The following is a 22,786-nucleotide window of genomic DNA, read 5'->3' as shown; positions in this document are numbered from 1 at the left end:
TTTCCAGATCATAAACACGCCATGCACCCGGTTTTAAGACCTCTAGGGCAGGCTTGTCGTGTCAGAACCGCACACAGAGGCGGTCGCAGGAAGGGTGTTGGGATGGGTATGCAGGCAGACCGCGCCGTCGAGCGCGAGGATGACATCTCCTTGAGAATGCGCGACGCGCGGCTTCGGCTGATCGCGCGCAGCGGGCTGGCCTCCGGGCCCTTGAACGTCCTCAATTCCGGCTTGCTGGCGGTGTTCCTCGCTGGCGGGGTGAACCCCTGGATACTGGGCGCGTGGCTGGCTGCGGTGGTTGTGGTGTCGGCGGCGCGCATGGTGGTGCTGCTGCCCGCGCGCAAGCCGGGCCGGGCGCTGAGCCGGCGCATGATGGCCATGTTCATCGTCCTCTCGTGCGCCATGGGCGCCCTGTGGGGCGCCGCGCCGTGGATGGTGGGCGAGGGGGCCTCGCCTTACGCGCTGACGGCGGCGCTGGTCTTCATTGCTGGCATGACGGCGGGCTCGGCCCTGACTTCAGCCGCGGCGCCGTCCGCCGTGCTGGCCTATAACGCCCCGGCCATTCTCATCAGTGCCGCCAACCTGCTGTTTATGGGCGGCTTCTTCGGCTTCCTGTTCGCCGGCGTCCTGACCTTGTTCCTGGTGGTGACGTTCAAGCTGGCGCGCACCTTCTCGGCGACGCTGACCGACGCCGTGCGCAGCAATTTCGATCTTGAAGAGGCCCGCCGCCAGACCGAGGCGCAGGCGGCAGCCATGACGCGTCTGGCCGAACACAATGACCTGGCCGCGCGCCGTGCTGAAGACCAGGCGCGGGCCAACGCCGCCGTGCTGGCCAATATGAGCCATGAGCTGCGCACGCCGCTCAACGGGGTATTGGGCATGGCGCATTTGCTGGAAGAAGCCGGGCTTGAAGGCGAGCCGGCGCGCATGGCCGCGCGGGTTCGCGAATCCGGCCAGTCGCTGGCGCGCATGCTGGGCGATGTGGTGGACGTGGCGCGCATCGAGGCGGGCCATGTGGAGCTGAATATGGAGGACATGACGGCCCAGTCGCTGGGCGAACGCATCCGCCGCGCCGCCGAACCGGAAGCCGCGCAGAAGGGCCTCATGCTGACGGTGGGCTTTGAGGGCGAGACCGACCGGGCGCTGCGCGCCGATTCAGGGCGCTTGTTCCAGATCGCCCAGATTTTCGTGTCCCATGCCCTGCGCACCACCAGCGAGGGCGGCCTGGATGTGACGGTGCGCACCCAGCTGGATGCGGCGGGGGCCGCGCGCCTGCGCGTCACTGTGCGCGATACCGGCGAGGGCGTGCCGGACTCGGCGCGCACGCGCCTGTTTGATTCTCTGGCCCAGGACAGTGTTGATCCGTACATCCGCGCCAATGGCGCCGGGCTGGGTCTGCACCTGGCCAAACGCCTGGCCGGGCTGATGCAGGGCCGGGTCGGCTATGAACCGGGACCGGCGCAGGAAGGCTCGGTGTTCTGGTTCGAGGTTACCTTGCCCGTGTCGTGCAAGGCTGACCGCTACGCCGATGGCGAGACCTTCAGCCTGACCAATCGCCGCCTGCGCATGCTGGTCGCCGAGCGCGATCCGGCCCGCCGCTCGGTGCTGCTGGGCTATCTCAAATCCTTCAACTGCGTGGTGACCTGTGTCGGCTCCAGCACCGAACTGGTGTCGGTGCTGGGCGCGGCGGCCTATGACTCGGTCGTCGTGGGCCTCAGCCTGGATGACTGTGAACCCGAAGACGCGTGCGATGATGTGCGCTCTCTGGCCTCCACCGCCGCGATGACGCCGGTGGTGCGCCTGGTGCGCGATCTGGAGACGCCGGTGCAGACCGGGGCGGCGGAAACGCTGGTGCGCGCGCCGGTGTCGGCGGAGAATCTCAAAGCGGCTCTGGTCGAGGCGCTGGCCAGTGATCTGGCGGCCTCGGCCACGCTGCGCCGGATCGCCTGATCGGTCAGCCGGGCCGCGAGCCGACCTCGCCGCGCACCCAGGCCAGAAAGCCGGGCGCGCTGCCGGCCTCGTCCACGGTCAGGGCGATCACGCAGGGCTCGTCATACGGGTGCAGGCGGGCCAGCCGTTCGGCGAGCCTGGCCGCCTTGCCGGGCGAGGTCTTGAACAGGGCGATGATCTCGCGCTCGCGCCGCATCTCGCCCTCCCACCGGAACAGCGAGCGGCTTTCGCCCAGTATGTTGGCGCAGGCGCAAAGCCCTTCGGCGAGCACCGCCTCGGCGGCGCTTTCGGCGCTCTGCGCGTCCGGCCAGGTGGTGTAGAGCAGGCCCATTGCGCTGCCGGTCATGACGCTTCTCCTTGCAGAATGTGCCGTCACGACAGATATACACGCCCCTCATGGAGGATGCGATGGATCACGGCGCGCGCGCACTGGTGCTCTTGTCGGGCGGACAAGATTCGGCCGCCTGCCTGGCGTGGGCGCTGGCGCGCTATGGTCATGTGGAGACCATCGGCTTCACCTATGGCCAGCGCCACAGCGTCGAGATGGAGGCGCGCCAGCGTGTGCGCGAACAGATCGCGCAACATTTCCCCGACTGGGGCGCGCGGCTGGGCGAGGACGTGGTGGTCGATCTGGCCGGCTATGGCGCCTTGGCCGAGAGCGCGCTGACGCGCGATGTGGCCTTCGAAATGGGCGCGCGGGGCCTGCCCAACACCTTCGTTCCGGGGCGCAATCTGGTCTTCCTGACCGTGGCGGGCGCCCATGCCTGGCGCCGGGGCCTGTCGCATATCATCACCGGCGTGTGCCAGACCGATTATTCCGGCTATCCCGACTGCCGCGAGGACACGATTGAGGCCCAGGCGCGCGCCCTGTCGCTGGGTCTCGATGCGCCGGTGACCATCGAGACGCCGCTGATGCATCTGACCAAGGGCGAAACCTGGGCGCTGGCCCAGGAACTCGGCGGCGACGCGCTGGTGGACCTGATCGTGGAGCACAGCCACACCTGTTATCGCGGCGTGCGCGATGTGCGCCATGAGTGGGGCTATGGCTGCGGCGCCTGCCCGGCGTGCGATCTGCGCGCCAAGGGCTGGCGCGACTGGCGCGGCGCATGACCTACGCGGTCAAGGAAATCTTCCTCACCGTCCAGGGCGAGGGCGGCCAGGCCGGGCGCCCGGCCGTGTTCTTGCGCTTTGCCGGATGTAACCTCTGGAGCGGGCTGGAGCGCGACCGCGCCAGCGCCGTGTGCCGCTTCTGCGACACCGATTTTGTCGGCACCGACGGCGTCAACGGCGCCAAATTCGCCACGGCGCAGGCGCTGGCCGCCAAAATCGCCTCGCTGTGGCCGGGCGGCGGCATTCCCTATGTCGTGTGCACCGGCGGCGAACCGCTCCTTCAGCTGGACCGCGCTCTCATCGATGCGTTGCACGATGCCGGGTTCGAGATTGCGGTGGAGACCAATGGCACCATCGAAGCGCCCGATGGCATTGACTGGATCTGCGTCAGCCCGAAATCCACGGCGCCGCTGAAACAGAATTCAGGCCACGAGCTCAAACTCGTCTACCCGCAGGCCGACGCCATGCCGGAGCTCTACGTCCATCTCGATTTTCAAGAATTCCGCCTGCAGCCCATGGACGGGCCTGACCAGATGGCCAATGCTCAGGCGGCATATGAATACTGCCTCAAGCATCCCCAATGGCGGCTGAGCTTGCAGACGCACAAGTGGATTGGGGCGCCGTAGGGCTGGACTGCTCCGGCTTTCAAAGAGTCGTCTGACAGTCAGATACTGCCTTCCCGGACGGCGCAGCCGATCCGGGATCCATCCCCGACCATTCCAGCCGCCGCGACAGCAGCATACGCACGGTGGATGGGTCCCGGCGCTCCCTGCGGTCGGCCGGGAAAACAGGAATTTTGACCCCAATTTTTCCCTCCCCTTAATGGGGAGGGTGGGCCGGCGGGCGAGCGCCGGGTCGGGTGGGGTGATGGCGCCGCACGGTGCAGGATTCGGAGTGGCCGCCTGGCGTCGGCGCCCCCACCCGGCTTCTCTGACGCTCGGCCACCCTCCCCACAAGGGGGAGGGCAGCCAAGTTTAAATCAGTCTCACCCCTCCGCTTCGATAAAGCCGCGGCTGCGCAGCAGGGGGTCCACGGACGGTTCGCGGCCGCGGAAGTTGATGAAGTTGTCCATCGCCGGGATCGTGTTGCCCGAGGAGAACACGTCATTGAGACGTGCGGCGGTTTCCGGATCGAAGACGTCGCCGGCTTCCACGAAGGCGTCGAAGCCGTCATTGTCCAGCACGCCGGCCCAAAGATAGCTGTAATAGCCCGACGCATAGCCTTCACCGGAGAAGACGTGGAGGAAGTGCGTGGAGCGGTGGCGCATGGGGATGGCCTGCGGGCTGCCATAGCGCGTCAGCACCTCGGCTTCGAACGCCTCGACATCGATGGATGTGGGGTCGGTGTGGCGGTGATAGGCCATGTCCACCAGGCCGGAGTTCAGGAACTCCACCGTGCTGAAGCCTTCATTGAAGGTCTGGGCTTCCAGCACCCGGTCCAGCAGCTCGCGCGGCATGGGTTCGCCGGTTTCATAGTGCAGGGCGAAGCGCTCCAGCACTTCCGGCTCGGCGAACCAGTGCTCGAGCACCTGGGCGTGGAATTCCACGAAATCGCGGTCCACCGACGTGCCCGCCAGTGACGGGTACTGCGTATTGGACAGCAGGCCGTGCAGGCCGTGGCCCAGCTCGTGGAACAGGGTGGTGGCGTCGGTGAACGAGATCAGCGCCGGCTCGCCATCGGCGGGACGGTTATAATTGCAGTTGTTGATGATGATCGGGATGTCGCCGGTGATGCCGTTCTGCGGGCGGAACGAGCTCATCCACGCGCCCGAGCGCTTGCCGGGACGGGCGAAATAATCGCCGTAGAAAAGCCCGACCACTTCGCCGCCATCCGCGCGCGTCACTTCCCAGACGCGGACATCCTCGTGATAGGTCTCGATATCGGTGCGCTCGGTGAAGCGCACGCCGAACAGGCGCTCGGCCACGTAGAACTGGGCCGCGATCATATTCTCCAGATCGAGATAGGCGTTCACTTCGCTCTCATCGAGGTCATAGCGCTCGGCGCGGACCTGTTCGGTGTAGTAGCGCCAGTCCCAGCCCATGACGTCGTCTTCAATGCCGTCGCGGGCCATCAGGGTTTCGATATCGGCCTGCTCTTCCAGAGCGCGCGTACGCGCCGGCTCCCAGACCTGCTCCATCAGCCCCTGGGCGGCGTCCGGCGTGCCCGCCATGGTGCCCGCGGTGCGGTAATGAGCGAAGGTTTCAAAGCCCAGCAGATTGGCCAGCTCCAGCCGCAGCTCGAGGATGCGGCGGATATTGTCCTTGTTGTCGAACTCGTTGTTGTTGTTGCCGCGGTTATAGAAGGCGGTCCAGGCCGCCTCGCGATGGGCGCGGTTGGGCGATTGCTGCAGGAAGGGCTCGACCAGCGAGCGCTGCAGCGTGATCACGGGCGTATCCAGATCGCGCGCTTCCCCGGCGGCGCGGGCGGACGAAGCGATGCTGGAGGGCAGCTCGGCGAGGTCAGCCTCGGTCTGCGGCAGGGTCCACAGCTCGCTGTCGCGGCGCTCGTTCTGGGCGAACAGCGTGTAAAGGCCGGCCAGCTCGGCGCGGATCTCGGCGAAGCGCTCGCGGTCCTCGCCTTCCAGCTGGGCGCCGGCGCGCACGTAATTCTCGTGATAGACCTCAATGAGGCGGGCTTGCTCGGGCGTCAGGCCCATCTCGCCGCCGCGCTGGTGCAGATAGTCGATGCGCCCAAACAGATCGGCGTTCAGCGTGATGGCAGAGTTGTGGCGCGCCAGGCGCGGGCTCATCTCCGCCTGAATGGCGTCCAGCGCGTCATTGCTGGCCGAGCTGGTCAGATTGCTGAACACGCGCGCCACGCGGCCAAGATCGGCGCCGGCGTTTTCCAGGGCGAGCATGGTGTTGTCAAAGGTCGGCGTGTCGGGATTGGACGCAATGGCGTCGATCTCGGCGCGATGGGTCTCCATCGCCGCCTCGAAGGCCGGGATGAAATGGTCAGGCTGGAACCGGCTGAACGGCGGCGCGCCGTGGGGCGTGTCCCATTGCGCCAGGAGCGGGTTGCTCTGGGCGGCTTCGGCGCGGTCTTCAGCGGCGTCCGCCTCGGCGTCGGCCGCGGCGTCGGCTTCGGTCTGGGACGCATCCGGCGCAGGCGGGGTGTCATCGGCGGGATTGCAGGCGGCCAGCAGCAGGACGGCGGCTGCGGCGCCCAGATACAGATAGGTCTTCATGGAATGGGCCTCAGGGGTTGATCGCCGCGCGCGTGCGGCCATGTTGGATTGCCCCCTTTTCTAGTCATGCAAGGGCAAAAGCACAATGGCGCGGGGCTGTGCCGGTCAGGGTCGGCTGCGGGCCGCAGATGCGCGCACGCGCCGCGTCACCTATCTCAGTGCACAGATATCCTTTGAACAGGAGCATGATCATGGCCGAAGCAATGAGCACTGCGCCCGAGGGCGAAACCCGCGAACAGGCCTATCAGCGCCTCGCCCGCGAGATCGCCTCTGTCGTGGCGGGCGAGACCAGCGCCACCGCCCGCTACGCCACGGCGGCCTGCCTTCTGGCGCATGCCTTTGCGCCGCGGTTTTTCTGGACTGGATTCTATGTGGTGGACCCGCAAAAGCCGCGCGAGCTGGTGGTCGGCCCCTATCAGGGCACGCTGGGCTGTCTGCGCATCCCCTTCGGCAAGGGCGTGTGCGGGGCGGTGGCGGCGTCGGGCGAAACGCTGATTGTCCCCGATGTGGAAGCCTTCCCCGGCCATATCGCCTGCGACAGCCGCTCCCGCTCGGAAATCGTGGTGCCGGTGTTTGCGCCCGACGGTTCGCTGGCGGCGGTGCTGGATGTGGATTCCACGGAGCCCGACGCGTTTGACGAAGTGGACCGCGCCGGGCTGGAGGCGATTTGCAGGGCGTTGTTGAGCTGACGCCCACTTGTCCTCCCCCGCTTGCGGGGGATGAGGCGTCAAAGATCGATACGGGGTATCGATCGACACGCCGAATGGCAGCGAAGCGGACGGAGGGGGGATGACGCTTCTGCGTGGTCTCAGGATAATCGTTCCGCCGCTTCCCCCCCTCGGCCCTACGGGCCACTCCCCCCGCAAGCGGGGGGAGAAAAGGAACCCGGCGGCAGTCCTTACTACTCCGCCGCCAGCGCCATCCCCCGCCCCGACCGAACCAGCCGTCCGGGGCGGGCGTCCGTCACCTCATCATCACGCACCACCACTTCGCCGGAGACAATCGTCGCGCGATAGCCTTCGGCCTTTTGCAGCAGGCGCTGGCCGCCGGCGGGCAGGTCCTGGACCAGATACGGCGCGTGGACGCGCAGACGCTCGGGGTCGATGATGTTGAGGTCAGCCTTGAGGCCCGGCCTGATCCGGCCCCGGTCACCGAGGCCCAGATAATCGGCCGTGTCGGCGGTGAGCATCTGCACCGCGCGCGCCATGTCGATGCGGGGGCCGCGGTTGCGGTCGCGGGTCCAGTAGCTCAGAAGGTAAGTGGGGAAGCTCGCATCGCACACCGTGCCCACATGGGCGCCGCCATCGGACAGGCCGGGAATGGCCAGGCGATGGGTCAGCATGGCGTGGACATTGGCGTAATCGCCCTCGGTGTAGTTGTAGATCGGCATGTAGATGAGCTCGCGGCCCTCGCGCGCGATGACCGTGTCGTAGAGCTCCTCCCACACGCTGACCCCGCGCGCCGTGGCGCGGGCGCCGATGGAGCGGTCGAGCGGCTGCTCGTAATCTGGATCATCAGACAGGGTGAACAGCTTGCCGGCCACGAACTCCATATTCTCGATCAACAGGTCGGCGATGGGCGGGACCGACGAGCCGGGGCCTGCGAGCTTGTCTGAGGACTGGCTCAGGAGCTCGGCCTTGAAGGCGGGCTTCGCCATCTCGCGCACGCGGTCTTCGAACGGCAGATGGGCGATGGCCTTGTAGGCGGGATAGCCCATGAAGGGGTGGAAGGTGCATTGCAGCCCCAGAAACACGCCGATGGCGCGCGGCGCGACCTGGGCGCGCACGGGGTAGCCTTCAGCGTCCAGCGCTTCGAGGCCTTTGAGGATCTGGCGCCACTGGTCGGGGGCGAAATCGCGCTGCATCACCGAAATGGAGAAGGGCCGTCCGCCGGCCGCCTTCACATAGGCCTCGATCACCGACCACTCGGCGGGGAAGCTCTCTGAATCGCGCTGCAGATCGAAATCCGACACCGCCTGGATGACGCCGTGATCGCGCCCCTTGAAGGCGCTGGCGATGCCCGCGAGCTCCTTCGCTGTGGCTTCCGAGGCCGGGGTCCACTCGCCGTCGGCGGTGCGGTGCAGGTCTGACCGCCCGGTGGAGAAGCCGATGGCGCCCGCATCCAGCGCCTCGGCGACGAGGTCGCGCATGCGGGCGATCTCATCCTCGCTGGCCTGGGCGTCAAAGCTCGCGCGCTCGTTCATGACATAGACGCGAAGCGGGTCGTGGCCGACCATGGCGGCGATATCCATGGTGCGCGGCGTGGCGTCCAGCGCGTCCATATAGTCGGGGAAGCTCTCCCAGTTCCACGACAGCCCTTCGGCCAGCGCCGTACCGGGAATATCCTCAACCCCCTCCATCAGCCGGATCAGCCGGTCATGATCGCTGGGCCGCACCGGCGCGAACCCGACCCCGCAATTGCCCATCACCGCCGTGGTCACGCCATGGCGGATGGACGGCTCCAGCCGGTCATCCCAGGTCGCCTGGCCGTCATAATGGGTGTGCGCATCGATGAAGCCCGGCGTGACGATGCAGCCGGCTGCGTCAATCGTCTCGCGCGCCGCGCCCGGCGCGTCGCCCACCGCCACAATGCGGCCGTTCGCAATGGCGATGTCGCCGGTGAAGGGGGCAGACCCCGAGCCGTCATGGATCAGGCCGCCGGTGATTTTCAGGTGATAGGTCATGGGGTGCTCCTTACTTCTGCCGGTTCCGCCTTGGCGCAGGGCCAGCGCGCGTCGTAGAGGCGGAAAGCGCCGGCCAGGCCGAGGCCTGCAAACAAATGCCAGATCGACCACAGGCCGACCACCGCCGCCGCGCCGCCGAGCCCATCGAACTGGGACAATAAAATCACCAGGCCCAGCCCGGCATTCTGGATGCCCACCTCAAACGTCAGCGAGCGCCGGCGCGGCGCGTTGAAGCGCAGGAGCCGTCCCGCCGCCGCGCCGGTCAGGAAGGCCAGGCCGTTGTGGAGGATGACGATCCCCAGCACTGCGCCCGCCGTCGCCGTCAGCAGCGCCCAGTTGGCCGCCAGCCCGCCGAGCACCATGGACAGAATGCCGATGAGCGCGGCGATCATCAAAACCGGGCGGATGCGCGCCGCTGTGGCCGGAAAGCGGAAGGCGAAGGCCATGCCCAACGCCAGCGGGATCGCGAGAATGAGCGTGGTCTGGATCACGAACGCCGCCGGGCTCACTGTGATCTCGTTCACAATGGCGGCGGTGGGGGCGTAGAGGCTGGTCCAGAACAGGATGGAGACGGGGGTGAGCAGGGCGGCGGCGAGGCTGGACGTCCCGGTCAGCGCCACGGACAGCGCCGTGTCGCCACGCCCCAGCTGTGTGAAGAAGTTCGATACATTGCCGCCGGGACAGCACGCCACCACGATCATCCCCAGCGCGATCGAGGGCACAGGGTTGATCAGATAGATGAGGCCCAGCGTCATCGCCGGCAGGGCGATGATCTGCGCCGCCGCCGCGCCGGCGAATTTGCCCGGCTGACTTTTCAGGAACAGGAAGTCGCGCGGCTTCAGGCTCAGCGCGACGGAAAACATGATCACCGCCAGGATCAAAGGCAGGATCCAGTCCCCGCCCGGCGCCAGCTCGATGCGCGCAGCGTCCAGCGCAGCGGCGTCCATGATGATCTCCTCCCGGTCGTGTCCGGCCCGCGTCTGGCGGCGGGCGGTGAACGCGGTTCACCGCGCACCATGACCGCGCGCGCCGGTGCTTGTCGAGGGGGCTTGTCGCGGGCGCCATGGCCGCGCGCTTGCGCGCGCAGGCGGATAACTGCACCATGGCTGCAGAGCTAAATCCTTGAAGGGGCGTTATAATGTTACGATTTGCGGGATTGGCCGGGGCCTGTCTGATCGGGCTTGCGGCATGCGGAGAACCGGCGGCGGACAGGCCGGCGGATCAGCCGGAGGTGGCGGCGCCGGAAGCGGAAGCGCCGGAAGGGGCCGCCACCCAAGCCAATGGCGGCGAGTGGCCCTATCACGCTGAGACCAGCGCCGCGATGTCTGAAGCCGACTTTGCCTACCGGATCTCGACCCTGGCCGATGACCGGTTCGTGGGCCGCGCGCCCGGCCATGAGGTGGGCGAGACGGCGGCCGACTGGATCGCCGAGGAGATGCGCCGCGCCGGGCTGGAGCCCGCGGGCGAGGATGGCGGCTGGTTCCAGAATGTGCCGCTGATCGAGTCCACCCTGGACGAAGCGCGCTCTGATCTGGAGATCAGCGTGAATGGCGAGCCCATGGGCCTGCGCATGGGTCAGGACGTGGTGTTCTGGACCCAGCAGCCGGTGGATTCGGTCGCCATCGACCCGTCCGACATGGTGTTCGTGGGCTATGGCGTGGTGGCGCCGGAGTTCGGCTGGAATGACTATGCGGGCCTCGATGTCACCGGCAAGACGGTGGTGATCCTGGTCAATGATCCCGGCTATGCCCGGCCCGACAGCGGCTTGTTCAACGGCTCGGCCATGACCTATTACGGGCGCTGGACCTACAAGTATGAAGAGGCCGCCCGCCAGGGCGCCGCCGGGGCCATCATCGTCCACCAGACCGAACCGGCCAGCTATGGCTGGGCCACGGTGCGCAATTCCTGGAGCGGCCCGCAATTCATCCTCGCCTCTGCCGCCGACGAGCCGTTTGTGGACGTGGAGGGCTGGATCCAGCTGGAAATCGCCGAGCAATTGTTTGAAGCCGCCGGCCTGAACTTCGCCGAGATGGCCGAAGCCGCCGCCGAGCCGGGTTTCACGGCCGTGCCGCTGGACGGCGCGCAGATGACCGCCACGCTGCATAACGGCCTGCGTGAGCTGAGCTCGCGCAATGTCGCCGGCATGGTGCGCGGATCGGAGCGGCCGGACGAGCACGTGCTGTTCATGGCCCATTGGGACCATCTGGGCGAACGGCTGAACTTCGCCAGCGATGACAATATCTATAACGGCGCCGTCGACAACGCGACGGGCACGGCCTTTATCCTGGAGCTGGCCGAAGCCTTCGCGGCGGACGAGGCGCCCGCCCGCTCACTGATCTTCGTGGCGGTCACCGCCGAGGAGCAGGGACTGCTGGGCTCGGCGTATTATGCGCAGAATCCGCTGGTGCCGCTCAATCAGACCGTGGCCGGCTTCAACTTCGACGCCATACAGCCTGTAGGCGAGACCGAGAATGTCGTCGTGATCGGATATGGCGCCTCGCAGCTGGAAGACATGCTGCGCGAAGAGGCGGAGGGGCAGAACCGCTATCTCAGCCCCGATCCCACGCCGGAGGCGGGCTTCTTCTACCGCTCTGACCATATCTCGCTGGGCCGCCGGGGCGTGCCGATGCTCTATGCCAAGGGCGGCACGGTGCATGTCGAGCACGGCGAGGCCCATGGCGCCGCCATCGCGCAGGCTTACCGCACGGCGCACTATCACCAGCCGTCCGACGAGTATGACGACAGCTGGGATTTGTCCGGCTTCGTGCAGGACGGGGAGCTGTTCTACGGTCTGTCGCGCCGCCTGGCGGAATCCGACGAGTGGCCGAACTGGTATGAGGGCAATGAATTCCGCGGCCTTCGCGACGCCATGATGGAGTAGGCGCAAGCGTGCGCGCATGAAAAGGCCGGGCGGAGACGAGCCGCCCGGCCTTTTTGTGTCCGGCCGTTGCCTGCAGCGTTCAGCTCAGAACGGCTTCACCGCCGCGAAGAAGCAGGTCATGGCGATCAGCACCCAGTAGACATAGGCCACGCCCCGCCCGATCGCGATGGATCGGTTGAGCTTGGCCTCCACCTGGGCATTGGGACCGGCGGCCAGGATGCGGAAGGTGTCCTGCCATTCATGCATCACCCAGCGCAGGATCACCCCGATGATCAGCGCCAGGCCATAGGTCAGCACCTTGGCGGCATACCATCCCTGGCCCGTGCCGGCCTCGAACGGGCCCAGCCCCATGAAGGAGGTGATGGCGGTTATGATCAGGGTGGGGATCAGCACATAGCGCGTGCAGTCCTCGATGAAGTTCAGCGTCTTCCAGATCGGCTTGCCGCGCGTCAGGAAGGCCCCGTAGGTGACGGCCATCCACACCGCCCAGACAGCCCACATGGCCACCAGCCATCCGCCGCCCAGAGGCTGGACATTCCACAGATAGCCCATGTGCAGGCCCAGCGGCAGCAGCGTGATGATGCCGGTGCGCGCCAGGATGTCGATGCGGTAGGCGGTGTCCATGTGGCGCATGCGCTCGTCAAAGGACAGGCGCGGATTGACCACCTTGTAGGAGGTCTGGAACACGCCCCATTCTCCGCCCAGCCAGTACACCATGGCCAGAATGTGCAGCCAGCGCAGGATCTCCAGCTCGTACTGGGTCCAGAATTCCAACATCGACGCCTCCCCGTGTCTTCCAGGGCAGGGGCGCCGGCGCGGCGGCGCATCATCCTGCTCGATCTAAATGGTATATCATTTAAATCGCGCGCCGGTGCAAGCGCTTCCGGACTGTGCGGGTGGGGTTACCCGCCCCAGGCCGTGACGCGCGGGGGTTTGCGGGGGCGCTCGGTCGGGCCTTCGCTGGCGGTCCCGATATAGATGAAGCCCGCCACCCGCTCGCCGCTGGCCAGGCCCAGCGCCGCGCGGGCGATGCGGTCATAGGCGTACCATTCGGTCAGCCATTGGGCCGCGAACCCCATGGCGCTGGCGGCGATGAGCAAGGTCTGGCACACCGCGCCGGCGGACAGGATCTGTTCCCATTCGGGGATTTTGTGGTTCTCGGTGACGTCAGAGATCACCGCGATCACCAGCGGCGCGCGGGTGAAGCGGTTGCGCTCCAGCTCGAAGCGCTCCGGCGGCGCCCCAGGCTCCAGATCGCGCAGGCGCGCCTCCAGAATGTCGCCGAAGCGGGCGCGCGCCTCGCCTTCAAAGGTGACGAAGCGCCAGGGGAACAGCTTGCCGTGATCAGGAACGCGCGCGGCCAGGCGCAGCAGGGCGTCGCGCTGCTGTGCGTCCGGTCCCGGACCGGTCATCGCGCGCGCCACTGTGGAGCGGCGCAGCGCCAGCAGCGCCAGCGTCTCGGCGCTGGGCGAGCAGGCGGGCAGGGCGGCGTCGGCGTCAGGGGCGGCAGGGGGCATCAGGCGGGACATGGGCGGCGGCTTTCAGGCTGCGGTCGGGATCGGCCTAGTGTGGCGGGGGAGGGCAAACTTGCGCAATGCCTCAGTTCATGGTCATGCTTGGCGATTGATCTCATATATAGTTTGCGCTCTCAAAGGATGGACCATGCCGGCAGACTCCGTCACGCACGAAGACCTCAGCCCCGCCGAACGGCGCCGGCGGCGCGTGCGCGATGCGATCATTGGCGCGGCCGAAGAGATTTTCGCCGAGGAGGGCGAGGCCGGCCTGTCCATGCGACGCATCGCCGAGCGGATCGATTACTCGCCCGCCGCGCTCTACAAATACTTCGATTCCAAGGAAGCCCTGTTCAAGGAAATCCGCGAGGGCTTCTTCGAGCGCCTGCTGCAGCGGATGCAGGACGTGTGCGCCTCCATCGAATCCGGTCCCATGCTGTGTACGCGCTGCCTGCGCGCCTATGTGGAGACGGGTCTGGAGCAGCCGGACCATTACCGCCTGGCCTTCGCCGGCTTCACCGGTGCGGCGGACATGTCGGAGGACACCTACGCCTTCGCCGCCAACGAGCATCTGCGCCTGATGATCAAGGAAAGCATGGATGCGGGCTGGTTCCGGGCCGTCGATCTTGATCTGGCGGCCACAAGCGTCTGGTCTTCCGCCCATGGACTGACCATATTGGCGGTGACGATCCCGGATTTCCCGCGCGAAAAGCCGGGCCGGCGCCAGCTGGAGCTCGACGAACTGATCGAGTTTCACAGCGAAATGATGATGCGCGGCCTGGGTTCGCGCAAGCTGATCGAGCTCATGGAAGCCGGCCAGCGCTTCTAAATTCCAATCTGTCGAAAATATTTAACACTGTTCACTTTCCGAACGCCGTTCGCTGACGTATATTCCCATGCATCAACGCGGGAGATGGCGTCATGGCTGGTGGGGCGGCAGGGATTTTCAAGGCGGGCGCAAGCCGTCTGGGTCTGGGTGTTCTGGCCGCGGCGGCGTTTGTCGTTGTGGCCGTCATCGTGGTCAGCACGCTGCGCGCGGCGGACGCCGGCCCCGGCGCCGTCGCGGTGTCGGCGGCGCTGCCCGTCGAGACATTCTCCGCCCGCTATCAGTCTGAAGCCGCCATGGAGACGCGCTATCCCGGCCTGGTCTCAGCCTGGCGCACCAGCGCTCTGGGCTTTGAATCGGGCGGCCGGATCGAGACCGTAGCCGTGCGCGTCGGCGACCGGGTCGCGGCGGGCGATGTCCTGGCGACGCTCGACACACGCACGCTGGACGCCCAGATATCCGCCGCCCGCGCCGAAGCCGCCGCCGCCGAGACCCGGGCCGGTCTCGCCGGTGTGACGCTGGAGCGTCAGCAGGTGCTGGTCGATCGCGGCCATATCTCCGCCCAGCGCCTGGACGAACTGGCCGCCAACCAGCGCGCGGCTCTGTCCAGCGCTGCAGCGGCACGGGCCAATGCGCAGGCGCTGGCCGTGCGGCTGGAGCTCGCCTCGCTGACCGCGCCCTTTGATGGCGTCATCACCGCGCGCCATCTGGATGAAGGCGCCATCGCGCCACCGGGCGCGCCCGTAGTGACATTGGTAGAGGATGCGCGCCTCGAAATGCGCGTCTCCATCCCCGCCGACGAGGCCGCCCGGCTGGAGCCGGGTCAGACTTATCCGGTTGAGTTTGCCCAAGGGCTGGCCGAGGCGCGCCTGCGCGCCGTGACCGGTGTGATCGAGCGTGAACAGCGCGCGGTCACCGCCGTATTTGATCTGGACGCTGGCGACGGCGCGGTCAGCGGCTCGGTCGGGCGGCTTCTGGTGCGCACTGATCTGGCCGAACGCGGCTTCTGGGCGCCGGTGACGGCGCTGGCTGAAGGGCGGCGCGGGTTGTGGTCCATGTATGTGCTGACCCCCGAGAACGGCGCCTTCCGGCTCGAGCCGCGCCCGGTGGAAGTGCTGCACGCCGAGGGCGATACGGTGTTTGTGCGCGGCGCCGTCAATGATGGCGACGATGTTCTGGCCGCCGGCGTCAGCCGCGTGGCGCCAGGCCAGCGCGTGCGGCCTGAAGGCCAGCCGTCATGATCACCCTGTTTGTGCGCTATCCGCGCCTCATCGTCCTGTCGATCTTCCTGGTATGCGCGGCGGGACTGGCGGCGCTGGGCGTGCTGGGCCGTCAGGAGGACCCGTCGCTGACCGAGCGCTTCGGGTCGATCACCATCATCCTGCCCGGCGCCGACGCCACACGCATGGAAGCGCTGGTGACCCGGCCCATGGAAGCGGCGTTGCTGGAACTGGTGGAGCTGGACGAGGTGCGCTCCACCACCCGCGCCAACGTTTCCCAGATCGGCATTTCCATCCGCGAGGACCTTAATCCGATGCGGGTCGAACAGGCCTGGTCGCTGATCCGCGACCGCGTCTCGTCGGTGCGCCCGTCCTTGCCCGACGGCGTGCAAAGCATCGAGGTCGACCGCCAGTATACCGGCGCGGCCACGCTGGTCGTGGCGTTGCGCTGGCCGGACGGGTCGGAAGCCTCGCTGGGCGCGCTCAGCCGTCTGGCGCGCGATCTGGAAGATAATCTGCGCAATCTGCCCGGCACCAAGCAGACCGACGTGTTCGGCGCGCCCGAAGAAGAAGTACGCGTCATTCTCGATCCCGAATCCGCCGCCTCGCTGGGTCTCAGCGCGGCGGATGTGGCGGGATTGCTGGCGCGCTCAGACGCCAAGGTTCCCGCCGGGCGGCTGGCGGGCCAGTCACTGGACGTGACGGTGGAGGTGGCCGGCGCGTTCACCGATCTCGATCGCCTGCGCGCCGTGCCGGTGGCCGCCGGGCCGGGCGGCTTCCTGCAGCTGGCCGACATCGCGCGCATAGAACGGGGCCTGCGCGAGCCGCCCGCCACGCTGGCCCTGCGCAATAATGAGCGGGCGATCTTTGTGGCGGCCTATCTGGAGCCAAACCTGCAGGTCGACGCTTGGGACGGGCGCGCCCAGGCCGCGGTGCGCGCCTTCGCGGACGCCAATCCGGGCGTGGAGACCGAGATCATTTTCGCCCAGGCCGACTATGTGGTGGACCGCCTGTCGGGCCTGGCGATCAATCTGGGTTTTTCGGCGCTGATCGTTTTCGCGGTGCTGTTCTTCCTGATGGGCTGGCGCAGTGCGGTGATCGTCGGCTCGGCCCTGCCGCTCACCGTGCTTCTGGTGATGGTCCTCATCAATGTCTTCGGCTCGCCCCTGCACCAGATGTCGGTGACGGGCCTGGTCGTGGCGCTGGGCCTGCTGATCGATAACGCCATCGTGGTGGTGGATGACTACCGCCTGTTGCGCGCGCGCGGCATGGAGCGCACGGCGGCGGTGGACAAGGCGGCGCGCACCCTGTTCGGGCCGCTGCTGGCCTCCACCCTGACCACCATTTTCGCCTTCGCGCCCATCGCCCTGATGCCCGGCGCGGCGGGCGAGTTCATCTCCATGATCGGCGTGTCGGTGATCTTCGCCGTCGGCGCCAGCTTCGTGCTCGCCTTCACCGTCATTCTGGGCCTCGCGGCCGTGTTTGACGACACCGTCCCCGGTCAGGGTCATCGCGGACTGCTGCGCGACGGGCTGCGCTCTCAGCCGCTCGCCTTCGCCTACCGCAAGGTATTGGACGCGGTCACGGCCCAGCCGGTGCTGGGCATCGCTCTCAGCCTGATCCTGCCGGTGGCGGGCTTCGCAGCGGCCACGACCCTGCCCAGCCAGTTCTTTCCGCCCACCGAGCGCGACATGTTCCAGGTGCGCCTTGTGCTGCCGGCGTCTTTCTCCATCGAGCAGACCCGCGCGCGCATGGAGCAGGCCACCGACATGCTCTACACCTATGACGGGGTGGAGGATGTCGTGTGGCTGGCCGCAGCCGGATCGCCGCGCGTTTACTACAACATGATCAATGCCGTGCAGGGCCGGCCCAATTTCGCCTCCGGCTTTGTGCGCGCCCGCTCCGAGGCGGATTCCGAGCGTATCGTCACCGCCTTCCAGCGTGACGCCATCACCGCCTTCCCCGACGCCCAGGTGCTGGCCCTGCCGTTCGAGCAGGGCCCGCCCAACCAGGCGCCGGTAGAATTGTCCATCGCCGGGCCGGACTTCGCCGTACTCGACCGGATCGGCGCGGACATACGCCGCATCCTGGCCAGCGTGCCGGGCGTCACCTACACCCAGGCCAATCTGGAGCTGGGCCAGCCGGTAGCCCGTCTGAACGCTGACGAGGCCGAGGCGGGTCTGGCGGGCCTGCGCCTGACCGATCTGGCCGGACGCTTGCGCGCTGACATTGACGGCGTGCCCGGCGGGTCGGTTCTGGAGGGCGTGGAGGAATTGCCTGTGCGGGTGCTCGCCCCGGACGTGCGCCGCGACGCCATTGAGGGCCTGGGCGCCATACCCCTGCCGGTCCGGGGTCCGGACGGTCAGCTGGCGGGGCTGTCGACGCTGGGCCAGTTCACCCTGGCGCCGGTGACCGCGTCCATCCCGCGTCTCGATGGCGAACGCACCAATCCCATCTTCGCCTATCTGGAGCCTTACGTTCTGCCCGCCCCGGTGCTGGCCGAGTTCCAGCGCCGCTTCGCCGAAGAGGGCGTCGCGCTGCCGCCGGGCTATCGCATCATCATCGGCGGTGAGGCGGAAAGCCAGGGCGAGGCCATGGCCGACCTCATGTCCACTGCCATCCCGCTGCTGATCCTGATCGTCGCCTCGGTGGTGCTGGCGTTCAATTCCTTCCGCTATGCCGGGGTCATCTTCACCGCGGGATTCCTGTCGGTGGGGCTGGCCATGTTCGGGGTGTGGATGTTCGGCACGCCGCTGGGCTTCAACGCGATTGTCGGATCGCTGGGCCTGGTGGGCCTGTCGATCAACGGCTCCATTGTGGTCCTCTCCGCGCTCAAGGCCAATCCGCTGGCGCGCGCCGGCGACCGCGACGCCATCCGCGAAACCGTGGTGGACGCCACACGGCACATCATCGCCACCACGCTGACCACAATCGGCGGCTTCGCGCCGCTGCTGATCGAGGGCGATTCGTTCTGGCTGCCGTTTGCGGCGGCGGTGGCGGGCGGGGTGGCCGGGTCGGCCGTGCTGGCCCTGATCTTTGCGCCGGCGGCCTTCGTGCTGCTGGTGCGGTTTGACCGCAAGGCGCCCGCGGGCGAGCCTGCCCCCGCGATCGCCTGACGCCGGAGCGCCCCATGACTGAACGCCGCCGCGGCCTGTGGACCATCACGTCCGAGCGCCTTGCCTATGAGAACGCCTGGGTGCAGCTGCGCCATTATGAGGTGCGCCAGCCCGACGGCGCGCCCAGCGTCTATGGCGTGTTCGAGCCGCGCAATCTGGCCATCGGCGTGGTGCCGGTGTTCGCGGACGGCACAACCATGCTGGTCGGCCAGCACCGCTTCGCGCTGGACGCCTGGAGCTGGGAATTGCCCGAAGGCGGCGGCCCGCGCGATGTCGATCCTTTGGAAACCGCTAAACGCGAATTGAAGGAAGAAACCGGCCTGACCGCGCGGCGCTGGCGCCATCTCGCCGATTACGACGTCTCCAACTCGGTCACCACCGAGCGCGCCATCGGCTTCATCGCCTGGGACCTGGAGGCCGGCGAGCCGGACCGCGAAGGCGCGGAAGCCGACATGCAAATGAAACGCGTGGGCTTGCAGGAGGCCCTCGCCATGGCCATGTCGGGAGAGATTCGCGACGGCTTCACCCTGACGCTGCTCGCCGCCGCCGATTATGCCGCGCGCCATGGCCAGCTGGAGCCTGAGCTGGCGCGTGCTATCCTGACCGGGTCCCCAGCGCCAGGAAGGGCGTAAGCGTCATGGCCGCCGACACCATCCCCGCCTCCACCGGCAATCTGCGCCCGATCCAGTCGGGCATGGGCCAGGTCTGGTCGCGTCTTCGCTTTGACGCGGCGTCCGCCGCCGCCGAGGAGCCCATGCTGGCCAGCATGCTCAACGCCGCGGTGCTGCGCCATGACAGCTTCTCCGAAGCGCTCGCCCACCGGGTCGCCGAGAAGATGGCTGACGCCCAGCTCGACGCCCTGCAGATGCACCACATCGCCCGCGCCGCCTTCGCGGCCGCGCCGCATATCGCCGAAGAGGCGGCCCGCGACATGCTGGCGGTGGATGAGCGCGACCCGGCGGTGCGCTCCTTTCTGCAACCCTTCTTGTATTTCAAAGGCTTCCACGCCCTCCTCTGCTACCGCGTCGCCCACTGGCTGTGGCGCGAGGGACGCGAGACGCTGGCCTTCCACCTGCAAAGCCGGATGTCGGAACGTTTCGGCGTGGACATCCACCCGGCCGCGAATCTCGGCAGCGGCATCATGATCGACCACGCCACCTCGGTGGTGATCGGCGAGACGGCGGTGGTCGGCGATGATGTGTCCATCCTGCACGAGGTGACGCTGGGCGGCACGGGCGCGGAATCCGGCGACCGCCATCCCAAGATCGGGCGCGGCGTGCTGATCGGCGCGGGCGCCAAGGTGCTGGGCAATATCAAGGTGGGCGAAGCCGCGCGCATCGCCGCCGGCTCTGTAGTGCTGCAGGACGTGGCCGAGCGCTGCACCGTGGCGGGCGTGCCGGCCCGGCCCGTGGGCGGACCTTGCTCAGAGCCGTCGCGCACCATGGATCAGACCTTCACCGACACCGGCTGACCGCCCCGGTATTGCGCCGCGCGCCGATCCGGCTAGGGTGCGCGCAAATCACCCCCCAAACGCCCTGTCTGTACCGGAGAGAACCATCATGGCCGCGCCCGTTTTCACCCAGTCCGAAGCGATCAAGGTCCAGACCTTCCTGCGCCTGAAGCTGAACCCGGAACTCAAGGTGCAGATCCGCAACCGGCCTGACGAGTGTGCGGAGATTTATATCGGCAAGGAATGCCTGGGCGTCGTCTCCAAGAATGTCGAGGAGGGCGAGACGTCCTACTCCTTCGAGCTGACCATTCTGGATATCGATCTGGACGACATGTAACGCCACAGGCGCTGTGTCGGCGCCGCGTGCCGGCGCAAGTCTATCGGCCAGCCAGAACCACGTAGATATAGCTGATAAATATCAGCACGATGAGTATGCTGGAGAAGAATGGCCGCTGGGTCATTTGCTCGTTCGTGCGCGGACTGGACGGCTGTATCAGTTCGACCAGGCCGCTTTGCATGAGGGGGCTCGTTCGCGCCTCAATCCTGTCGAAAATCGTAAATGTCAGGAACACGACGGCGCTGCTCAAGGCGGGCGCCATCAGGTCGGCGACGATCGTGTTCGGGCGGAATATATTGATCAGGCTGACCACCATCGCCCCCACCGTGAGGATGATGAACTTCTCGCCGAACGAGAATACAGCCATTTTCTTCAGGCCAAGACCATATAAATCCAGAACCAGATTACTCGGCAAAGCCGCCCTGGCCTGATCCAGAATGTCATGAACTTCCTTATCGCTCTTGGCCTTCCACATTCTGATCACCCATAAAGCCGGGTTTTCGACCTTTTCTGAACACTTATTGAAATTATGGATCATGGAAATGACCATTTGCTCTTGGTCGTTCGTCCTCTGGAAAACGCGATCAAGCATAAAGGCGATCAGGATTGCGAATATTGCGCCGGGTACTGATACGGCGTCGTAAAAGTCGACCATCGCCAAGCCCGGAAAATAATACACAAAAGTAGCTGAAGCCATTAATGTAAGCAGGCTGGCCGTGTAGGCGTAACTCGGATCCGCGCGCCCATAAATCAGCAGATTGCTGGCGATAATCAGTATCGCGCCCAGAGCCACAGCTGGCCCAACGGTGTCGAGGCCTAATATTGACAGCAAGATCAATGACGCCACGGGCGTCAAATAGTAAAGAATATTGATTGAACTTGAGCGCGCGACGGTGTTCGCCACCAGATAGAAGCTGGCGCCGATCGTCACCACAAAAATGCCGGCGCCAACAGCGATCAGATATCCGGTAGGCGACGCGTCCATTCCGCCGCCCCAGACAAGCGCCGCGAGCAAGGGTCCAAAGCCGGAGATGAGCTTGGTCGCGAGCTGCACCATGAATGAGGCTGGCAGGGACGGGTGGCGCTGCTCGTAAAAGCGCGTGGTCCATATGCCGGCGCCGGAACTCACCGCCATGGTGACGCTGGATATCAAGGCGAGCGCGATCCCGAGCGCGACTCCATCCACAGCGAAATCAGGACCGATCTCGGCGTCGCTTCCGCTGAAGACCACAATAAACAGTCCCGCGAAGGCCACCGCAGAATAGATATAATCGGATCCAAGAAGGGGGCGATAATGGCGTCTCATAAAAAAGTAAAATAAAAACATCGCCAGAATGGGCCATGTTTCATAGAGCAGGGTCACAATCGCCGGAGGGGCAAAGTAAATGGCTGCGAACAGCGTAACGTGGCTCACAGCATTCGTCGCGCCGCCAAAAGTTATTGAGATCAGCGATTTCCGGCTCTTGAAGCCGCTGATCACGTCTCCAAGGTAATTCGTCCGATCAATTTTTCCCCAGACGATCAAGACGATCGCCGAAGCGAAAAACGCCGTAATATGCGCCAGCCCGACGAACAGAAGCGGGTTGATTTCACCGCGCGCAAATACAGCTGCGACGGGGTAGGACGCATAAGCCGCAATTGAAATGAGCATGAGAATTGCGGCGTGAGAATTGCGCATGCCTTCAAGGCCCCCCGCTTGAATCCAGATCGCTGGGAGTCAGACTATGAGGTGATGACAGGGATTTAAAGGCCGCGACCGCTTGATCGCCACGAACGACCAACGCCCCTGCGCCCCGCCGCGCCGCAACGGACGGTCATATGCGCTCAGTCCGGCGCGTCCGGCGGGCGCCGCGCGACAAGCGCCCGGTACAGCGCCAGGTTCCACTCAACGCCTGACAATCCCGTGTGCTCGAGCGGATCATCGGTCTCGGCGGGCAGGCCGAGCCGTGCGGCGACAGACGCATTGGCCAGATCGGCTATGCCCGCGCCATAGGCCATGGACGGCAGGTCCAGCAGGAAATAGGTGAACAGCGCGCGAAACCCGTCATGACCGGCGTCTTTCAGAAAGACGTCCAGAAAGGCGCGGTCGAAATAGGCATTGTAGGCGGTGAAGATGGCCGTGCGCCCGCCGGTCATTTCCTGGTGAAAGGCGAGAAAGGCGGAGGCCGCGTCGGCCTTATCCAAAGCTCCCAGCGCCTGCCAGCGCGCCTCGTCATAGCCATTGATCGAGCGGGCGATTTCGCCAGCGCGATCAGGATGGTCCGGGTGGATGCGCACGAAGAAGCGCCCGAGCTCGGTCCCGTCCAGATCGGTATAGATCGCGCCCAGATCGATCATCTCGTGATGGCCGGTCTCCAGCCCTGTGGTCTCCACATCGATGATGGCGAGCACAAAGGCGCCGGGCGCGTCTCCCGGCGTGCCGGAGGGAAATTGGGCGGCGGCGGGTGTGGCGGCGCTGGCGGCCAGGCTGGCGAGGGCGGCGAGGGTGCGGATCATGAAAAAGGCTCTCCCGGAT

The 22,786-nt window shown here is 66.4% G+C and carries 19 protein-coding genes; 11 read left to right on the top strand and 8 right to left on the bottom strand.

The genetic code is table 11. The annotated features are described in order from the left end of the window. Positions 1-102: 102 nt before the first annotated feature. The gene (locus L2D01_11305) at positions 103-1,950 is read left to right on the top strand and encodes an ATP-binding protein (protein WBQ09482.1); all 1,848 of its coding nucleotides are present in this window, start codon (positions 103-105) and stop codon (positions 1,948-1,950) included. 4 nt (positions 1,951-1,954) lie between these two features. On the opposite strand, the gene L2D01_11300 is transcribed toward L2D01_11305, so the two are convergent. After that, on the bottom strand, positions 1,955-2,296 hold the full coding sequence (locus L2D01_11300) for a divalent-cation tolerance protein CutA (protein ID WBQ09481.1): 342 nt from the start codon (positions 2,294-2,296) through the stop codon (positions 1,955-1,957). Positions 2,297-2,358: 62 nt separating this feature from the next. Between L2D01_11300 and queC the strand changes: the two genes are divergently transcribed. Both queC and queE read left to right on the top strand, forming a co-directional pair. Beyond that, positions 2,359-3,060 carry a 7-cyano-7-deazaguanine synthase QueC gene (gene queC, locus L2D01_11295; GenBank protein WBQ09480.1) on the top strand — a complete coding sequence of 234 codons (702 nt, stop codon included), beginning with the start codon at positions 2,359-2,361 and terminating at the stop codon, positions 3,058-3,060. Then, complete coding sequence (queE, locus tag L2D01_11290) at positions 3,057-3,686, top strand: 7-carboxy-7-deazaguanine synthase (GenBank protein ID WBQ09479.1); 630 nt, start codon at positions 3,057-3,059, stop codon at positions 3,684-3,686. Before queC ends, queE begins: the two co-directional genes overlap by 4 nt. A gap of 359 nt (positions 3,687-4,045) precedes the next feature. Here the strand turns inward: queE and L2D01_11285 are convergent, their stop codons facing one another. Further along, positions 4,046-6,247, bottom strand: a complete 2,202-nt coding sequence (locus L2D01_11285; protein WBQ09478.1) for a M3 family metallopeptidase — start codon at positions 6,245-6,247, stop codon at positions 4,046-4,048. 191 nt (positions 6,248-6,438) lie between these two features. Between L2D01_11285 and L2D01_11280 the strand changes: the two genes are divergently transcribed. Continuing rightward, positions 6,439-6,936, top strand: coding sequence for a GAF domain-containing protein (locus L2D01_11280; protein WBQ09477.1), 498 nt, complete (start codon positions 6,439-6,441; stop codon positions 6,934-6,936). Positions 6,937-7,148: 212 nt separating this feature from the next. On the opposite strand, the gene L2D01_11275 is transcribed toward L2D01_11280, so the two are convergent. Together L2D01_11275 and L2D01_11270 are read right to left on the bottom strand one after the other, a co-directional pair. Next, positions 7,149-8,930, bottom strand: a complete 1,782-nt coding sequence (locus L2D01_11275) for an amidohydrolase family protein (protein WBQ09476.1) — start codon at positions 8,928-8,930, stop codon at positions 7,149-7,151. Continuing rightward, positions 8,927-9,877 carry a hypothetical protein gene (locus L2D01_11270; protein WBQ09475.1) on the bottom strand — a complete coding sequence of 317 codons (951 nt, stop codon included), beginning with the start codon at positions 9,875-9,877 and terminating at the stop codon, positions 8,927-8,929. Before L2D01_11270 ends, L2D01_11275 begins: the two co-directional genes overlap by 4 nt. A 191-nt stretch (positions 9,878-10,068) precedes the next feature. On the opposite strand from L2D01_11270, the gene L2D01_11265 reads away from it, so the two are divergent. Then, positions 10,069-11,811 (top strand): M28 family metallopeptidase, encoded by a 1,743-nt coding sequence (locus tag L2D01_11265; protein ID WBQ09474.1) that lies wholly within the window; start codon positions 10,069-10,071, stop codon positions 11,809-11,811. Between the two features lie 84 nt (positions 11,812-11,895). Here L2D01_11265 and L2D01_11260 read toward each other — a convergent pair whose 3' ends face one another. Together L2D01_11260 and L2D01_11255 are read right to left on the bottom strand one after the other, a co-directional pair. Then, positions 11,896-12,588: a hypothetical protein gene (locus L2D01_11260; GenBank protein ID WBQ09473.1), complete on the bottom strand. Its 693-nt coding sequence runs from the start codon at positions 12,586-12,588 to the stop codon at positions 11,896-11,898. 125 nt (positions 12,589-12,713) lie between these two features. Continuing rightward, the gene (locus L2D01_11255; GenBank protein WBQ09472.1) at positions 12,714-13,340 is read right to left on the bottom strand and encodes a nitroreductase; all 627 of its coding nucleotides are present in this window, start codon (positions 13,338-13,340) and stop codon (positions 12,714-12,716) included. Positions 13,341-13,473: 133 nt separating this feature from the next. Between L2D01_11255 and L2D01_11250 the strand changes: the two genes are divergently transcribed. The 6 genes from L2D01_11250 (at position 13,474) to L2D01_11225 (ending at position 20,271) form a co-directional block, all read left to right on the top strand. Further along, positions 13,474-14,151 carry a TetR/AcrR family transcriptional regulator gene (locus tag L2D01_11250; GenBank protein ID WBQ09471.1) on the top strand — a complete coding sequence of 226 codons (678 nt, stop codon included), beginning with the start codon at positions 13,474-13,476 and terminating at the stop codon, positions 14,149-14,151. Positions 14,152-14,243: 92 nt separating this feature from the next. Further along, entirely contained in the window at positions 14,244-15,389 is a 1,146-nt protein-coding gene (locus L2D01_11245) for an efflux RND transporter periplasmic adaptor subunit (GenBank protein ID WBQ09470.1), read from the top strand. Next, a complete protein-coding gene (locus L2D01_11240; protein ID WBQ09469.1) occupies positions 15,386-18,484 on the top strand; it encodes an efflux RND transporter permease subunit in 3,099 nt (1,032 codons plus the stop codon). The genes L2D01_11245 and L2D01_11240 overlap by 4 nt, the downstream gene beginning before the upstream one ends. Before the next feature lie 14 nt (positions 18,485-18,498). Continuing rightward, entirely contained in the window at positions 18,499-19,116 is a 618-nt protein-coding gene (locus L2D01_11235) for an NUDIX hydrolase (GenBank protein WBQ09468.1), read from the top strand. 5 nt (positions 19,117-19,121) lie between these two features. Beyond that, positions 19,122-19,955: a serine O-acetyltransferase gene (cysE, locus tag L2D01_11230; GenBank protein ID WBQ09467.1), complete on the top strand. Its 834-nt coding sequence runs from the start codon at positions 19,122-19,124 to the stop codon at positions 19,953-19,955. Positions 19,956-20,043: 88 nt separating this feature from the next. Next, positions 20,044-20,271 carry a DUF3126 family protein gene (locus L2D01_11225; GenBank protein WBQ09466.1) on the top strand — a complete coding sequence of 76 codons (228 nt, stop codon included), beginning with the start codon at positions 20,044-20,046 and terminating at the stop codon, positions 20,269-20,271. 40 nt (positions 20,272-20,311) lie between these two features. On the opposite strand, the gene L2D01_11220 is transcribed toward L2D01_11225, so the two are convergent. Both L2D01_11220 and L2D01_11215 read right to left on the bottom strand, forming a co-directional pair. Then, positions 20,312-21,949 carry a DMT family transporter gene (locus L2D01_11220; GenBank protein WBQ09465.1) on the bottom strand — a complete coding sequence of 546 codons (1,638 nt, stop codon included), beginning with the start codon at positions 21,947-21,949 and terminating at the stop codon, positions 20,312-20,314. A 146-nt stretch (positions 21,950-22,095) separates the two neighbouring features. Next, positions 22,096-22,767: a hypothetical protein gene (locus tag L2D01_11215; protein WBQ09464.1), complete on the bottom strand. Its 672-nt coding sequence runs from the start codon at positions 22,765-22,767 to the stop codon at positions 22,096-22,098. Positions 22,768-22,786 lie beyond the last annotated feature (19 nt).

Source organism: Hyphomonadaceae bacterium ML37, from assembly GCA_027627685.1.
Taxonomy (GTDB): Bacteria; Pseudomonadota; Alphaproteobacteria; order Caulobacterales; family Maricaulaceae; genus Oceanicaulis.
This window is presented reverse-complemented; position numbering and strand designations above follow the sequence as displayed.

Coding starts and splice junctions, on each gene's coding strand:
- L2D01_11305 (WBQ09482.1), top strand. CDS start 103: ATGGGTATGCAGGCAGACCGCGCCGTCGAGCGCGAGGATGACATCTCC.
- L2D01_11300 (WBQ09481.1), bottom strand. CDS start 2,296: ATGACCGGCAGCGCAATGGGCCTGCTCTACACCACCTGGCCGGACGCG.
- queC (WBQ09480.1), top strand. CDS start 2,359: ATGGATCACGGCGCGCGCGCACTGGTGCTCTTGTCGGGCGGACAAGAT.
- queE (WBQ09479.1), top strand. CDS start 3,057: ATGACCTACGCGGTCAAGGAAATCTTCCTCACCGTCCAGGGCGAGGGC.
- L2D01_11285 (WBQ09478.1), bottom strand. CDS start 6,247: ATGAAGACCTATCTGTATCTGGGCGCCGCAGCCGCCGTCCTGCTGCTG.
- L2D01_11280 (WBQ09477.1), top strand. CDS start 6,439: ATGGCCGAAGCAATGAGCACTGCGCCCGAGGGCGAAACCCGCGAACAG.
- L2D01_11275 (WBQ09476.1), bottom strand. CDS start 8,930: ATGACCTATCACCTGAAAATCACCGGCGGCCTGATCCATGACGGCTCG.
- L2D01_11270 (WBQ09475.1), bottom strand. CDS start 9,877: ATGGACGCCGCTGCGCTGGACGCTGCGCGCATCGAGCTGGCGCCGGGC.
- L2D01_11265 (WBQ09474.1), top strand. CDS start 10,069: ATGTTACGATTTGCGGGATTGGCCGGGGCCTGTCTGATCGGGCTTGCG.
- L2D01_11260 (WBQ09473.1), bottom strand. CDS start 12,588: ATGTTGGAATTCTGGACCCAGTACGAGCTGGAGATCCTGCGCTGGCTG.
- L2D01_11255 (WBQ09472.1), bottom strand. CDS start 13,340: ATGTCCCGCCTGATGCCCCCTGCCGCCCCTGACGCCGACGCCGCCCTG.
- L2D01_11250 (WBQ09471.1), top strand. CDS start 13,474: ATGCCGGCAGACTCCGTCACGCACGAAGACCTCAGCCCCGCCGAACGG.
- L2D01_11245 (WBQ09470.1), top strand. CDS start 14,244: ATGGCTGGTGGGGCGGCAGGGATTTTCAAGGCGGGCGCAAGCCGTCTG.
- L2D01_11240 (WBQ09469.1), top strand. CDS start 15,386: ATGATCACCCTGTTTGTGCGCTATCCGCGCCTCATCGTCCTGTCGATC.
- L2D01_11235 (WBQ09468.1), top strand. CDS start 18,499: ATGACTGAACGCCGCCGCGGCCTGTGGACCATCACGTCCGAGCGCCTT.
- cysE (WBQ09467.1), top strand. CDS start 19,122: ATGGCCGCCGACACCATCCCCGCCTCCACCGGCAATCTGCGCCCGATC.
- L2D01_11225 (WBQ09466.1), top strand. CDS start 20,044: ATGGCCGCGCCCGTTTTCACCCAGTCCGAAGCGATCAAGGTCCAGACC.
- L2D01_11220 (WBQ09465.1), bottom strand. CDS start 21,949: ATGCGCAATTCTCACGCCGCAATTCTCATGCTCATTTCAATTGCGGCT.
- L2D01_11215 (WBQ09464.1), bottom strand. CDS start 22,767: ATGATCCGCACCCTCGCCGCCCTCGCCAGCCTGGCCGCCAGCGCCGCC.